15 protein-coding genes are annotated in these 15,278 nt (G+C 38.1%); 11 read left to right on the top strand and 4 right to left on the bottom strand.

All coding sequences use genetic code 11. The features are described from left to right. Positions 1–147: 147 nt before the first annotated feature. The 3 genes from KUV80_RS10880 to KUV80_RS10870 form a co-directional block, all read right to left on the bottom strand. Positions 148–2,295 (bottom strand): S8 family peptidase, encoded by a 2,148-nt coding sequence (locus tag KUV80_RS10880; protein WP_222462729.1) that lies wholly within the window; start codon positions 2,293–2,295, stop codon positions 148–150. 223 nt (positions 2,296–2,518) lie between these two features. Further along, positions 2,519–3,232, bottom strand: coding sequence for a purine-nucleoside phosphorylase (deoD, locus tag KUV80_RS10875; protein ID WP_222462728.1), 714 nt, complete (start codon positions 3,230–3,232; stop codon positions 2,519–2,521). 113 nt (positions 3,233–3,345) lie between these two features. After that, complete coding sequence (locus KUV80_RS10870; RefSeq protein WP_222462727.1) at positions 3,346–4,515, bottom strand: MFS transporter; 1,170 nt, start codon at positions 4,513–4,515, stop codon at positions 3,346–3,348. Positions 4,516–4,823: 308 nt separating this feature from the next. Between KUV80_RS10870 and KUV80_RS10865 the strand changes: the two genes are divergently transcribed. The 6 genes from KUV80_RS10865 (at position 4,824) to KUV80_RS10840 (ending at position 10,574) form a co-directional block, all read left to right on the top strand. Then, on the top strand, positions 4,824–5,687 hold the full coding sequence (locus tag KUV80_RS10865) for an ABC transporter permease subunit (protein WP_222462726.1): 864 nt from the start codon (positions 4,824–4,826) through the stop codon (positions 5,685–5,687). Beyond that, positions 5,687–6,712: an ABC transporter permease gene (locus KUV80_RS10860; RefSeq protein WP_222462725.1), complete on the top strand. Its 1,026-nt coding sequence runs from the start codon at positions 5,687–5,689 to the stop codon at positions 6,710–6,712. The genes KUV80_RS10865 and KUV80_RS10860 overlap by 1 nt, the downstream gene beginning before the upstream one ends. Before the next feature lie 424 nt (positions 6,713–7,136). Next, a complete protein-coding gene (locus KUV80_RS10855; protein ID WP_222462724.1) occupies positions 7,137–7,970 on the top strand; it encodes an electron transfer flavoprotein subunit beta/FixA family protein in 834 nt (277 codons plus the stop codon). Continuing rightward, positions 7,967–8,992: an electron transfer flavoprotein subunit alpha/FixB family protein gene (locus KUV80_RS10850; protein WP_222462723.1), complete on the top strand. Its 1,026-nt coding sequence runs from the start codon at positions 7,967–7,969 to the stop codon at positions 8,990–8,992. The genes KUV80_RS10855 and KUV80_RS10850 overlap by 4 nt, the downstream gene beginning before the upstream one ends. Then, on the top strand, positions 8,985–10,280 hold the full coding sequence (locus tag KUV80_RS10845; RefSeq protein WP_222462722.1) for an FAD-dependent oxidoreductase: 1,296 nt from the start codon (positions 8,985–8,987) through the stop codon (positions 10,278–10,280). The genes KUV80_RS10850 and KUV80_RS10845 overlap by 8 nt, the downstream gene beginning before the upstream one ends. Next, complete coding sequence (locus KUV80_RS10840) at positions 10,281–10,574, top strand: ferredoxin family protein (protein WP_066293375.1); 294 nt, start codon at positions 10,281–10,283, stop codon at positions 10,572–10,574. A 226-nt stretch (positions 10,575–10,800) separates the two neighbouring features. On the opposite strand, the gene KUV80_RS10835 is transcribed toward KUV80_RS10840, so the two are convergent. Next, entirely contained in the window at positions 10,801–12,078 is a 1,278-nt protein-coding gene (locus tag KUV80_RS10835; RefSeq protein WP_222462721.1) for a helix-turn-helix transcriptional regulator, read from the bottom strand. Positions 12,079–12,295: 217 nt separating this feature from the next. Here KUV80_RS10835 and KUV80_RS10830 point away from each other — a divergent pair, with 217 nt between their 5' ends. The 5 genes from KUV80_RS10830 (at position 12,296) to KUV80_RS10810 (ending at position 15,014) form a co-directional block, all read left to right on the top strand. Then, positions 12,296–12,454: a hypothetical protein gene (locus tag KUV80_RS10830; protein WP_222462720.1), complete on the top strand. Its 159-nt coding sequence runs from the start codon at positions 12,296–12,298 to the stop codon at positions 12,452–12,454. 450 nt (positions 12,455–12,904) lie between these two features. Beyond that, positions 12,905–13,117, top strand: coding sequence for a hypothetical protein (locus KUV80_RS10825; RefSeq protein WP_222462719.1), 213 nt, complete (start codon positions 12,905–12,907; stop codon positions 13,115–13,117). 138 nt (positions 13,118–13,255) lie between these two features. Further along, on the top strand, positions 13,256–13,762 hold the full coding sequence (locus KUV80_RS10820; protein WP_338083486.1) for a histidine phosphatase family protein: 507 nt from the start codon (positions 13,256–13,258) through the stop codon (positions 13,760–13,762). A 223-nt stretch (positions 13,763–13,985) separates the two neighbouring features. Then, positions 13,986–14,387 carry a DUF5412 family protein gene (locus tag KUV80_RS10815; protein ID WP_222462718.1) on the top strand — a complete coding sequence of 134 codons (402 nt, stop codon included), beginning with the start codon at positions 13,986–13,988 and terminating at the stop codon, positions 14,385–14,387. 210 nt (positions 14,388–14,597) lie between these two features. Then, on the top strand, positions 14,598–15,014 hold the full coding sequence (locus KUV80_RS10810) for a DUF4304 domain-containing protein (RefSeq protein ID WP_222462717.1): 417 nt from the start codon (positions 14,598–14,600) through the stop codon (positions 15,012–15,014). Positions 15,015–15,278: the final 264 nt, after the last annotated feature.

Here is a 15,278-nt window from a genome sequence, read left to right as displayed (position 1 = left end):
TGCTTATTTTTCTGAACTTACCACTTCCAATCAATCATTATAGCTTATGAAGATCACTATAATTAATTTAAATAGCAAAACGACCAGATTTTCTCTGTCTGGTCGTTTTTTTATATTTCTAATACTAAGTAAGTCATGCAAAAATAATTATTTTAAAACGGTGATAGAATCAACGTTCACTTCTGTAGAAGTTTTACGGGCCTGAGGATCTGACTGACCAGTCCATTCAATTGTTAATACGTGCTTTCCTGCAGGTAATCCTTTTTTATAAAAGATTTCTTCTTTGTACTTAGGACTAGCGGCATACAAGCTATAATTTGTCGATTTTCCATCCAATGTCACTTTTACAATTCCTTGTTTATGATTTTTAATAGCTTTGTAGGAAACTCCCGTACCATTAAACACAATCTTAACATGTGAACCGGTTTTGTTAGTGCTTGTGTATGAAGAAGCAGAAGCACTTCCATCAGATATTTTATTCCATGTTCCTTCATATCCCAAATATTTACTCGTATTCTCATACGTTCCTGCTTCAATACCTTCTGTTACTGAAAGAGTGTAGTTTCCAGCTCCTTTATAAGCGTATGCATTTAAATAATATGTGCCAGTTGTAGGAGCTATAAAAGTAAAGGTTTCATTGGATGAGTTTGCACTTTCTGAGCTTGCTACAATGCCATTGCTCGAATGTACATTCGTTGCAGTCCCATTATACAAATACAGATCAAAGTCCGTACCTGCATCACCTTTAAGTGTGGTCTTAAACTTTTCACCTTTTAATAGTTTAATAGAATATACATCATTTTTATCTTTACTTGCATCAAGTGTCGTACTAATACTGTCTCCTTTCCAAACAATACCAGGAATATCGGAGTCCGCCTCGAAATTAACTGCTTTCCCTGCATTTACAAGTCCTCCAGTAACGTTTTTCCCTGTTAATGAAGACAGCTTTGTGGTTGTTCTCATAATAGCATCCTTTATTTGAGCAGGAGTGTAGGTTGGGTTTACACTTTTTACTAATGCGGCTATTCCCGAAACATGAGGGGTAGCCATGGAAGTTCCATCAAGATATTCGTAAGCATTAGAATAGCCTCCGTCCCTAATAGGGACTGTACTTAGTATTCCTTCACCTGGAGCGGCAACATCTACACTTTTCGCACCAAAGTTAGAAAAAATGGAAAGATTCCCGGTATTGTTAAGAGAAGCTACAGAAAGAATATTAGGCAAGTCATAGGCAGCTGGATACATTGGAGATGTGTCAGTGTTCATTCCATCATTGCCTGCTGCAGCTATAAACAAAGTGCCCGAGTTTTTAATAGCATCCTTTAATGCTTGTGCGTTTTCGCCACCACCCCAAGAGTTATTCAAAATCTTTACCCCTTTAGATTTTGCATACTCAATTGCAAGGATTGCATCGGATTCATAGCCGCCCCATGGACCGATAAATTTCAGAGGCATAATTTTCACATTCGGAGCAACTCCAATTACTCCGATATTATTTGCTTTTGCCGCTATAGTTCCGGCAACATGAGTACCGTGAAAATCCTCTTCTCCTCGAATGAACAATCTATTATTTTTATCATAAAAGTTCCACCCATTTACGTCATCAATGTATCCATTTTTGTCATTATCGATTCCATCATTAGGAATTTCTCCGGTGTTCACCCAAATTTTATCTTTTAAATCAGGGTGATTAATATCTATTCCTGTATCAATCACGCCAATAACAAGTGAGGAACTGCCTTTTGTTTTAGCCCATGCAGCTTCCACATTAATATCAATACCCTTTTTACCAACTTGTCCGATTATTTCCTGTCCTGTATTCTTAAGTCCCCATAGTTCGCTATATAGCGGGTCTGTTGCTGTCGGTTGATAAACATAGTTTGGCTCTGCATATTCAACATTAGGAGAAGCATTCAATTCATGTAAAACATCTGCCATTTTTTTATTTTTGGAGAATTTTATGACATGTGTTCCTTCTTTATTTAATACTTTTGCATTTGTTAAGCCTAAAGTACTGCTTAAGGCTCCTAGTCTTTTAATGGAGTCTTTATTTTTAAACCTAACAATAACCTCATTTTCTTTATACTTTTTAGGTTCATTGTTATTAAAATAAGTAAGAATCTTCTTTTTTTTAGTTACACTGCTGTCAACTATCATAATTTGCTCTTGCATGTTTCCTGCTACTTTTTTCTCATGTTTAACAGCCTGAAACGAAGTGGCAGCCAATGTTGTTGTTCCCCCAAGTAATAATCCTAAAACTCCGCATACACTTATTAGCTTTTTTGGTACCCGCATTCTCTGATTCCCCCATTAATTTTTTGTACATGAAAACTAATTCAATAGGGTAAGAACAAAAACCTTTTAAAATACCATTTACTGGGTATGTATTTCATTCAACAAGATCTGATAAATACTAACAATTTACGACATTATAATAAAAAAGTCATCTAATTCAAATGCGAATTAGATGACTTTTTGTATAGCTTTTTCAGTTGATACGCGTAAAAAGATGACTTATTTATTTTTCCTCTGAACTCACGACTTCCAACGCCATTTCGATCATGTCGTTGAACGTCGTTTGACGCTCTTCGGCAGACGTTTCTTCACCTGTAAAGATGTGGTCACTTACTGTCAGGATGGAGAGTGCGTTCACGCCGTATTTCGCTGCGATTGAGTAAAGAGCCGTTGTTTCCATCTCTACCGCTAGTACGCCATTTTCTGCTAATTTTTTCACAATGTCCATGCTGTCACGGTAGAAAAGGTCAGCCGTTAATACGTTACCTGCCTTAATCTTCAAGCCTTTTTCTGTCCCAGCATCATACGCTTTTTTCAATAGATCGAAGTTGGCACATGGCGCAAAATCGATGCCAGGGAACGCTAAGTGGTTCATTCGTGAATCTGTGGACGCGGTCATCGCCAAGATTACGTCACGAACTTTAACATCTTGCTGAATGGCACCGCATGTTCCAACTCGGATTAAGTTTTTCACACCATATTCACGGATCAGTTCGTTTGCATAAATCCCGATCGATGGAATTCCCATGCCTGTCCCTTGAACAGATACGCGTTTCCCTTTGTACGTTCCTGTGAATCCTAGCATTCCGCGAACTTCATTGTAGCATGTTACGTCTTCTAAAAACGTTTCAGCGATATATTTTGCACGAAGCGGATCCCCTGGTAATAGAATGCTTTCTGCAATCTCACCTTGTTTTGCACCAATATGAATACTCATTTTGTCCACCATCACAACCTTGGAATTAAGATCGTAATGGTTTCACCTCCTTAGAAAGTTGTAAATTACCTAAAAAATTTTCTCTACCATTATCATGCCATAGTTTTTGCAGCCTAGCGAATGGTATGTGCGTGTGCTTTGGAATTCTCTTTTTTAACCATAGATAAAACAGCTGCACCTAAAGCCAGTATGACCAAAAATCCACCAACTGTTGCATTCATCTCGACAGATGCCTGTTCAATCACGATTCCACCGATCATTGATCCGAACGCAATGCCGAAGTGAAGCGCAGAATTGTTCAAGCTTTGCTGAATATCGGAAGTTTCAGGAGACGACTCAATAAGATAACTCTGCATCGCAGGCGTGATTGCCCAGCTGAGCATGCTCCATATGACCATAACCGCTAAAAACAACGGAAAAGCAAAAGTGGTATATGGAATCATAAGGATTGAGATAGCAAAAACGATAATGACAGCTATGATGGTTGGTTTCGTGCCAAATCGGTCAGCGAGCATGCCTCCAATACCCCCACCAAATACGGCAGCAACCCCGAATATCAAGTATACGATGCTGACCCACGTTCCGTTAAGACCAAGCATCATCTTTAAAAAAGGTGTTAGATAGGCGTATAACGTCAAATGCCCAGCCAAGAAAAGAAACGACGTAATTTGAGCGAACAATATCCTTCTGTCTTTTAATGTTTGCAATTGTTGTTTGATGGGAATCGCTGGTTTTGGAGCAAGTTGTCCCATAAAGAAATACACACCGAGTATGGATAAAACGGTTAGCACTTCAATTAAGATAAATGGTGCACGCCACCCGAACGCGTTTCCTAGCATTAAGCCGATCGGAATGCCGAGTACGAGGGAAGCGCTGATCCCCATAAAGACGACACCGATCGCGCGACCACGATATTTTTCCTCCACAATATTCGAAGCCATCGTCACACAGAGTACGACGAGCAACGAGCCACTTGACGCTGACAGAATCCGAGCGATCAGCAGCATCGCATACGTAGAGCTTATAATCACGAGTGCGTTTCCTACTAAAAATACCACGAGCGCGATGAGGGTTAACCGTTTTCTCTCGATCTGAGCAGTCACCGTCAGTAAAATTGGAGCTGCGATGGCGAATACAAGAGAAAATGCAGTAATGAGAAATCCTGCTTTTCCAAGACTCACGCCAAGATCCTCTGCAATAAGATCTAAAATGCCACCTATAATCAACTCGACCATTCCCACAACAAACGAAACGATCGTCAATAAATAAACACGTTTATTCAATGATATCTACCTTCTTTTAATAAAAGTTACCCCTGTAATGGTAACTTATAAGGAAGAGGATATCAATCCTATTTCTAACTAAAGGTTAACTTTCTTTTGGTGATGTTGAGTTCATAGGATATTATGAAAAAAATGCATTTTCCAATTTTAAACTATTATTGAATATGATACCATTTATTTGCAGCAACATTACAAGAGAACTTGGTGCTGTTTTTCTACTCAAGTTAGAAAAATTTAATTAGTTAATGCAGAGAATCCTACAGATTCCACTGATTATTAACTGAGTCTTATTTATAAGGAGAATGCCTATGGTGAAAAATGTTTTAGCAACATCTTTGGGTATAGTAAGTCAATTTACAATCGCTATATTAGGAATTATTTGTCTAGGTGCACTGCCCGGCTTGTTCAATGGACTAAAGTTAAATTTTTCTCAATATTTCATAACGATTAAAGAGCTTTTAATTAACCTATCGGAGCCATCTAAACTAACCTATTCTTATGGAAATCGATTGCTTTTTCCAGAAATTTTAATCCGTTACCAAGAAACATTTATTGTATTTATTTTATCTTTTTTCTTTTCTATTTTGTTAGCCATTATCATTGTCTATTTTTTAATGGGCGTTAAAGAAAGAACCTTAAATACTTTTAAAAGTATTTTCTTATTCCTCGAATCAATACCAGATATCTTGCTAATTGTTAGTATGCAATTTTTTATTGTGTGGCTATATAAAAAAACGAATATCTTGTTTGTAAACATTGCAGCAGCGGGTGATGAGAAGGTGAGAGCGTTGCCTATTCTGGCTTTAAGCATTCCTACCACAATTATGTTCATTAAATTATTATTACTTCGATTCCAAACAGAATTTGAAAAGAACTACATATTACTTGCCAAATCTAAAGGATTAGGTAAATTTAAACTTTTCTATAACCACGTTCTTAGGAATGTATTGCTTAGTTTATTCTTTTTCACAAAGACAAGCATTTGGTTCATGCTGTCTAATTTATACATTATAGAATATTTTTTCAATTCTATAGGCATTCTCATATTTGTAAAAGACTATAACACGATAGAGGTATTTACGGTTTCTCTGTTGCTTATTTATCTTCCCATCTTTATTTATCTACAGATCTTTAAAATGGTGACGCCAAAATTAATAAAAGAGGTAGTCTAATGTGGTCTCATTTTAAACAAGAAAAAAAGGCAATGCTAAGTTTGCTGTTCTTAATCCTCTTGCTCATCTTAAGTATTGGTAATACATTCTTGTATGATGGTGAGATTAGGCGTGTTTCTCTACTATTTGATGAAGGAGCACAAGTTCAGGCTCCGCCATTTGCTCCTTCATTAGAATTTCCCTTTGGAACGGATCGGAAAGGGTACGATTTGCTTCACTTAATCATAGAAGGGGCTAAATGGACGATTGGGGCTTCTGTATTAATTACATTGTTACGTATCATAAGTGGTCTTTTCATTGGAATATTAATAGGTAGAATGCCGCACAAATTATTTAAATTTATTGAATCTTTTTTTGATAGCTTTACAGTTGTTCCTATGACAATGATTGCTTATTTCCTTTTAATGAATGTGCTCGTTTTCGCAAATGGAACTGTCCCAGATCCGTTTTATCAGAGGGTAGCATTTGAGATTATCATTTTAACCCTTTTAGCTGTTCCTACCTTAGCCTTTTATATGAGTAATGAAATTCGATTAATATTAAGTGAAGAATATGTCACTGCCTCTCGTATATTAGGAGGGAGTAAGAAACACATTTTACGAAAACACGTTTCGGTTCATATGATTCCAGTTGTAATGATCTTATTCATGCAGCAATTTGTACAAGTACTTGTTATTCTTGTTCACTTAGGAGTACTTAACGTTTTTTTTGGTGGTACCATTGTCTTTTTTCAAGGAGATGTAGATTCCGTAACTCATGAATGGACAGGACTACTGGGGTTGTATTATCAATCTATAATGGGGCATCCTTGGATACCGCTTGTTCCAATCATTTTCTTTACTTTAACGATAATATCCAGCAACTTTATTCTAGTGGGCATCGAAAGGGCGTATGAAAAAGAAAAAGTAAAGTTCAAGTCATTGCCTAAAAACAGTGAGTTTCCCATGGAAACTATGAAGAATAAATCAAAGGAAAAACGCTTTACGTTTATTAGTAGTAAATATTCAAAGGATAAACCAATCTAAAAAAAGAGCGAAGTCGCTCTTTTTTTTATGTTTTGGATCGGGTCTGGCGAATCGTCTCAACTACTGTCGGTTTTTGAATTGCTAAAATAAAGGAGTTAAGGCTGATAATTTTTAAACAAAAAGCTTATGTTCCATTTGGGTTGCCTTTTAGGTTTTTGCAAGCTCGTATTGTCTTAACGAGTAGTCCCAGTTTTCAATCCTTTGATTAATAATACCCTCTAAAATTCTGCAATCTACACATCTCTAAAACTCGTAAATCTTTTCAAAAATCCTAAGTGCTATTTCCTAAATTAGATATTCTAGTGATAAAAAATTTCTAGATCCCTTATAAAAACCGTCATGTATCGGATAAGCCCTCCATATAGTAGTAGTAATCATCATACTAATGGCTGGAAAAAGGATGCTGGAGATTAGGAGGGATTGGATGCTTCATATTGTGGCTTGTATTAAGCAGGTGCCGGATACGAAGATTATCAAAATGAATCCGAAGACGAATACGATGGATCGGGCGAGTGCACCGGCCATTTTAAATCCATATGATGCACATGCGGTGGAAGAAGCAGTGCGATTGAAGAAACGGTATGGAGGGACGGTTTCGGTCTTGACGATGGGACCGCCGCCTGCTGTAAAAGCAATTAGGAAATGCATTGAAATCGGAGCGGACGAGGGGTATATGATTTCGGATCGTGCTTTTGCGGGAGCAGATACGCTAGCGACAAGCTACGCGCTTACAAAAGCGATCGAGAAGATCTCGAAAATAAAGCCTGTTGATCTGATCATCTGTGGGAAAATGACCATTGATGGTGACACCGGACAAGTTGGTCCAGGCATCGCGCGCCGTTTAGATATGCCACCCCTTACTTCGGTAAACAAGGTGGAAGAAATCAATCAACAAGAAGGGTATGCGGTCGTGCACCGGAAACTCGAGGACGGGTATGAAGTCATCCAGTCTACAATGCCATGTTTAATGTCGGTAGAAAAAGAGATCAATGACGTGCCGTATTCCTCCATGACGAACATGCTGAAGGCTGCTCGGTATCAGCCGATTATTTGGGCGGTCGCAGATCTTGAGGGTATTGATCGGGTTCAGCTAGGGCTGAAGGGCTCCCCGACGATTGTTTCTAAAGTTTGGGCACCGACAAAACCGAGCGGAGGGACGATGCTTGAGGGGGATCCAGGTGAACAGGCAGAAAAGCTGCTTAACGTTTTGCTTGAAAAGAAAGAACTTTTTACGGTGAAGGGAGGGGACAACAGTTGAATTTTGAAGACTATCAAGGCATTTGGGTTTTTATCGAAGTCAAGGATGGCGAAATTGTGCCCGTTTCACTCGAATTGCTCGGAGCGGGTAAGCAGCTCGCAGATAAACGGGACTCAGAGCTTGCGGGCGTACTGATCGGAGAAAACGTGAAGCACTTGGCGAACACGCTCTATGAGTATGGGGCGGATACGGTCTACGTATATGATGACCCGATTTTCAAAGATTACCGGACAGAGTCGTACATGAAAGCACTCTTGGAATGCTGCCAAAAATACAAGCCGGAAGTGATTTTGTATGGGGCGACTTCGACGGGTAAAGACTTGGCGAGTGCGGTTGCAACGGACCTTCCGACGGGACTCACGGCGGATTCTACCATTTTGGACATTGAAGAAGATACAGGCTTATTGCTTGCGAGTCGTCCGGCGTTTGGCGGGAACATCATGGCAACGATTCTTTGTAAAAAATACCGGCCGCAGATGGCGACGGTGAGACCCAAAGTCATGAAAGCACTTACCCCAGAACCAGGCCGAACAGGCAGGCTGGTAGAAGAAACAGCCTCTATAAAAGAAGAAGATATTCGGACGAAAGTGCTGAAGATTGTTCAACATACAACGAAAAAGATTAGGATCGACGAAGCAGATATTATTGTTGCAGGCGGAAAAGGACTCGGCAATCAAAAAGGGTTTCAGCTCGTTCATCAGCTAGCCGAAACACTTGGCGGTGCGGTTGGAGCGAGCCGGGATGTAGTAGAAGCAGGTTGGGTCGGACACCATCATCAAGTCGGCCAGACGGGTGTTACAGTAACGCCGAAAATCTACTTTGCGATCGGTATTTCTGGCGCGATTCAGCACATTGTCGGCATGCAGAATTCAGGTCTCATTATTGCCATTAACAACGATCCGAATGCTCCTATTTTTCAATCCAGTCATTATGGAATTGTAGGCGATGCCTTTGAAATAGTACCCCTTTTAATTGAACAATTTAAACAAGCGTTTAATCGTGAGGTGGTCGACCATGTCTGAAAAATTTGATTGTATCGTCGTCGGCGCAGGTCCTGCTGGCATTTCGTGTGCGTACGAACTCGCAAAAGCGGGTGTGAAGGTCCTGCTGTTGGAACGTGGGGAATATCCAGGTTCGAAAAATGTCATGGGTGGGGTTTTGTACCGCAAAATGATGGAGGATGTGATTCCCGAGTTTTGGAAGGAAGCACCTCTTGAGCGCCCTGTCGTTGAACAGCGATTTATGATGCTCGATAAAGAATCGGCCGTCACCTTTGGCTATAAAGGGATGGAGTGGGGACAAGAGCCTTATAACAATTTTACCGTTTTGCGTGCGAAGTTTGATCAGTGGTTTGCCGGAAAAGCGGTGGAACAAGGGGCGCTGCTTGTTAATGAGACAGTCGTTTTAGAATGTATTGTGGAAAACGGGAAAGTGGTCGGGGTAAGGACCGACCGGCCAGATGGGGATCTTTACGCGGATGTTGTGGTGCTGGCGGATGGCGTAAACTCTCTTTTAGCCAAATCACTCGGCTTTCATAAAGAGTTCCGGCCAGACGAAGTGGCACTTGCCACAATGGAAATTATAAAACTAGATAAAAAGACGATTGAGGACCGCTTTAACCTGGAGGAAAACCAAGGAACGACGATAGAGCTGTTTGGGGACGCGACAAAAGGAATCCTAGGAACCGGATTTTTATATACGAATAAAGACACGTTAAGTATCGGGGTCGGTTCACTTCTATCTGGGCTGATCAAACATAAGATAAAACCATACGAACTGCTCGAGTATGTGAAGAACCATCCAATGATCCGTCCTTTTATTGCAGGAGGAGAACCGGTCGAATATTTGGCGCACATGATTCCGGAAGGCGGCTATCACTCCATGCCGAAAGTGGCGGGGAACGGTGTACTTGTTGTTGGGGATGCCGCTCAGCTTGTGAACGCCATCCACCGGGAAGGATCGAACCTTGCGATGACTTCCGGCCAGTTAGCAGCTGAAACGGTGCTGCTTGCAAAAGAACGTGAAGACTATTCGGAACATACACTCAATCATTACCGCTCGCGATTGATGAGCAGCTTTGTCGGTCAAGACATGAAGAAATATAAGGATTCGACGCATCACTTCGATAAATTCCCGCAGTACTTTGATAAATACATTCCGATGATGAACAAAGCGGCGAGCCAGATGTTTACGGTAGACGGTTCGTCCAAATGGGAAAAACAGAAGAAGATTTGGAAAGACGTGGGAACAGCAGGAGAGAAACTCAAATTAGCTCGTGACGCATACCGGGCTTGGAAGGTGATGAAGTAAATGAGCGAAAAAAAATGTCAGACGATCGAAGAAAAACAGTATCTCGTTCGTTTTAACGCCGACACGAAATCACACCTCACCGTCATGGATGCTGACGTTTGCTTGAACCACTGCCCGGACAAAATCTGTACGATCTTCTGTCCGGCAGAAGTGTATAAATGGGAAGAGATCCGAATGCACGTCGGTTACGAAGGCTGCCACGAATGCGGAAGCTGCCGAATCGGCTGCCCGCATCAAAACATTAAGTGGGAATACCCAAAAGGCGGCCATGGAATTGTGTTTCGTTTGGGGTAGGTAGTAAAAAGGTGGAAGATGGCTAACAACCATCTTCCGACTTTATTAAAAGGAGCTCTCATCATCCCAAAAGTTAGTCTATCGCCCATATATCCACGTTAAGCCATGATATACCCACGTTATTTTTGATTTAACCACGTTAATCAACTATATATCCACGTTAATTTCCATTTATCAAAAAAACGACATATATCGACATGACCATCCTATCGTGCCCCGTAAGCACTTAAATATATGTAACGCCTAATTCATGCATTTTCCTCATAGCTTCAAGAGCAGCTGAGTAATATATACTGGCCTGCTTATATTTATGGTTGTTTTCATAATATTTTGCAATTATTGGATAATAAGTGGCTAAGTGTATCCACTCGTTTCTATGTTCAAAGTAAGGAATTAGTTCTTTTTCCATAAAATGAATCGTTGTTTCGTTATGTTTACCGTAAGTGAATAATTGTTTGTGATAGAGAAAATGAAGTTCGTATTCACGATACAGTGGGTTTCCTTGGAGCTGTTCTAGCCAGACTTCTATGAGTTTCAACCCTTGTTCGCGTCGGTTGCTTTTTTGATATTCTTTTACTAGTGCATAGATCGTCATTATTTTTGCGAATAGAGGCTCTTTTTCTTTTACTTCCAGGCTTCGACAAAAGAGTTGGATGGCTTTATCAGTTTCACCTTTATGGGTGGCGATACCCCCTAAGTTATGATAGATGATTCCTTGTAACGCACCATCATCAAAGCTTTTTGCAATAGTTTCCGCAAGCAACAATTGTTTAGTAGATTCATCGAAATTTTTAATCCGAAGATGAACAATAGCAAGTATAATTCGACAATCGGCACATCTCTTAAAAAAGTAGCTTTTCTCAAATATTACCAGAGCTTCTTTGGTGTATTCTAAAGCAACAATATTTTTATAAAGCTGATTGGCAGACAGGCCGATCATATACAGCAAATAACCTTTTTCCCATTCTTGAAAATGATTTTCCTCTAATTGTTTTTCAGCCTTTAATAAGTAGTTAAATGCATCCACGTACTCATTTGCAAGGTAGCTAAGCTGCCCTCTAGCAAGCCAGTAATAAAATGCCTTTTGCCCTTGTATTACATTTTCTATATAGGCGACTTCATTTAACAAAGTATAAACTCCTGGCACTTCTTCTGTTGTCATCATAATATAAATACTTTTAAATATCTTGTGCACTATATCTTCATCGACAGATTGAGAGGGGGAGTCTGTTAAACTATGAAACTTTTGCTTAGCAGTTTTGTGGTCTCTCTGATAAAGAGAAAAGAATAGATTGACATAATCATGAATTATTTCATTTTCATTTTTGGAATCTAACTTGATATCCAAACGTGCTGCTAAATGCTGCTGTATTTCCTTAGAAGGTTCAGTGACTCCATTTTCAATTTTACTCAAGTAAGGTATTGAACAGATCCCTGCTGCTAATTCCTGCTGGGATAAGTTTTTGACTCTTCGGAAATAACGAATCCTTTCTCCTAGATTCATTTTTCACCCTGCCTTTTATGCTTGTTTTTTTTATAAATAAGTAATGAATACAGGTTAAGCTATTTACTTCTCTTAATATACAGCAACTTTAACTGTGAGAGGAAACAAGTATCAAATTCATGAAATGAAACCTCTTAAATCCTTCATGTTTCCCAATTTTTCGCGTTCTATTTTTTAGGTATAATTAACCATAGAAACGAACAACTAGGGTGAGAGTATGACTATTGAAAGAGGAAATATCGTTTGGTATCAAAATAAATTACATAAGGTGCTTCACGTTTATACATCAGAATATCTTGAGATTCAAAAAGTGGATGAACGATATGTACATCGAGTTATTTTGGTACATAAATCAGATGTGGTGGTCCAAAACTAATAAAAAATTAAACAACTGTTTAAATAACGATGAAAAAGTTGGCACATGCCGTGCTTTTTTTTACTTTTGCAGAACTCTTTTTTGTGGAAAAGGCGAAGTTTTGTGCCACGAGTCAAATTAGTGCTTTAATAAGAAGTGACACTTCATGATTAATTATATATCGATTTAGGTTGATTCGTTTTTTTAGGAACTCTCTCTTAAGGGTTCTTTTTTTATACCTTCATATTCAACAATACCAGCTAATAGAAGGTCAATCAGATAAATGGGTGCATTTCTTCAAGAAGGAGAAGTGCATTTTTTTATAGAAGTACTTTTATCAAAAAAAGAAGAGAGAGAAAATTATGCCTAGTATTATATTTAACATGGAAGCAACAAAGAGGTGTCGATTTTGAAGAAAAAATTTTTGAATACCTTTGTAGAAACGAAAGAAATTCGGAGTATGATTATAGCTTGTTACTTGATTTTGATAAGTATACTTATTCTCGCACCTTCAAAATTGATGAGGTTAATAAGTTATTAACTATTTGTGATGAGTTATATAAAAAATATAACGATGAGTATGATTGGGAACACAATCGTGTACGAAAGGTATGTTTAAGATTATTAAAGTTATGTCACGAAGCTATAGAGCAAAAGAAAGAAATAGAGGTAAAAGGCATTTAACATTATGTAAAAGCTGCAAAGAGTAATCTTCAACAATCGGGGATGTTTAATAAAAATTCAAAGTCAGTTTACCAAATACTTTGTTATTCAACGAGCAGGGTAGCTGAAGAACTAGGTATTAAGAAAAGGGTGGGAGAAATGACTACAATAGGACTAATTCGGCACGGAATAACTGAATGGAACTCCTTAGGTAAGGCTCAAGGTATAAGTGATATACCTTTAAATGAGATGGGCAGAAAACAAGCTGCAAACATTGGAGAGAGGCTTTCACTTGAAGAAGAGTGGAATATGATTATTACGAGTGACTTATCTAGGGCTTTTGAAACTGCGAAAATTATTGGAAGTAAAATAGGCTTACCCATTATTCATACTGATGAAAGGGTAAGAGAAATAAATTGCGGGGAGATTGAAGGCACTACGGAAGAACAAAGAGTAAAACAGTGGGGTAGTGAATGGCGTAATTTGAAACTTGGAATGGAAAACTTTGAAGACGTATCTAACAGAGGAATAGATTTTTTAAAAGATATAGTTTGTACATATAAAGGTAAACGAATATTGATAGTGAGCCACGGTGCTTTTATAGGATTAACTTTACAAAAATTACTTCCTCATAGATTCCAGCGGACTTATATTGATAATACTTAAGTAATATAGAAAACAAATGGGATTGTTCTTTATATAACTGTACGCGGCATTTAAATCATACTCCATAAAAGGATGCGTTGATCTAAGAAGGATTAACGCTTTTTCTTATGGAACTTATTAACAAACGAGCAGGATTGTAGAACAAGCGAAAAGTAAATAAATTAAGAAGATAATTTGATATTAAAGATATACGTTAGCTGTATTATGAGGAAGGGTTAAAATAATGAAAAATAAATGGTTTTTCAGATTAAAAACTGTTTTGATGGCTGCAATAGTTCTAATTGGTATTTTTTTATTATCGGGAAGTTATTTACTTAATAAACTATTTGATGATATGTGTGGAAACGAGATTGCACAAAAATTAGCGTCACCGAATGGAGATAAAGTGGCTTTTATATTCCAACGAGATTGCGGTGCCACAACAGGGATATCGTATCAATTATCACTTATTGATGCAGATGAGAAGTTGCCAAACAAATCAGGAAACACATTTGTTTCAGACAAGGAATTCCAAATCAAATGGATTAACAACAAAAAATTACTAGTTAATTATAAGAAGTCCTCAAAGACATACGAAATGGATAAAAGTGTGGATTGGAATAAAATTCAATATGTAGGTAGATAAGTGTCAGTAACACTCTTAATTTTTATTGTTTAATACAATATCAGCAATGATCTTCAACAATCGGGTGCGTTGATCCAAGAAGGATTAACGCCTTTTTTATGGAACTTTTTATGGAACTTATTGAACAAACGTAGCAGGGATTGTGGAATAAGGATTGTCTACTATTATTTTAAACGTGTTCATATGAAAATAAAGTTGGGGGAGTTATCTTTGTCTGTTGAACGAGATTTAATGATAAAATCCTTGAAACAAATTGTTATTCCATCCTTAAGAGAACGAGGATTTAAAGGTTCATTCCCTCACTTTTATAGGAAATTGGATAACCAAACGGATTTATTGATGTTTCAATTTAGTATGTATGGTGGTGTCTTATACGTTGAAATCTCAAAATGTTCTTCTGACGGTTATACTGAAGAAACGTCTGGAAAACATATCCCTCCTAATAAGATGAAAGTTTATCAAATAGGTGGTGGTTCTCCATATAATAGAACTCGAATTGGTGAAGATTTAGGTAATACTTTTGAATTCAATGAATTTAATACCGATGAAGTAGCTAGAAAAATCTTTTATGCTTTGGAAGAAGCAGAAGAATGGTGGCGTTTATATCCTAACTGGTGGAACAATTAGGACTTTACTGTTTACTCCGCAATCGGGTACGTTTCTGTAATAAGAAATACGCTCTTTTTTTAGAATAAAGGCAGATTGTTAAATAAGACTAATTAGAAAGTTTATGGGAAGACACATCTCTAGAATATCTTATCATTATATGCTTTTCATACGATGGTAGATTGAGCATTTATTATAATTGGGATGAAGGTGACGGTTATAGAAAAACTATTTAAATTGAATGGCTGAGCCTAGATGGTATATTAATATATGTTAAATTTAAAC

This window comes from Fictibacillus nanhaiensis (assembly GCF_019801215.1).
Lineage (GTDB): Bacteria > Bacillota > Bacilli > Bacillales > Fictibacillaceae > Fictibacillus > Fictibacillus nanhaiensis_C.
Note: the sequence above shows the minus strand (reverse complement) of the source record. Positions and strands in the feature narration are given on the sequence as shown.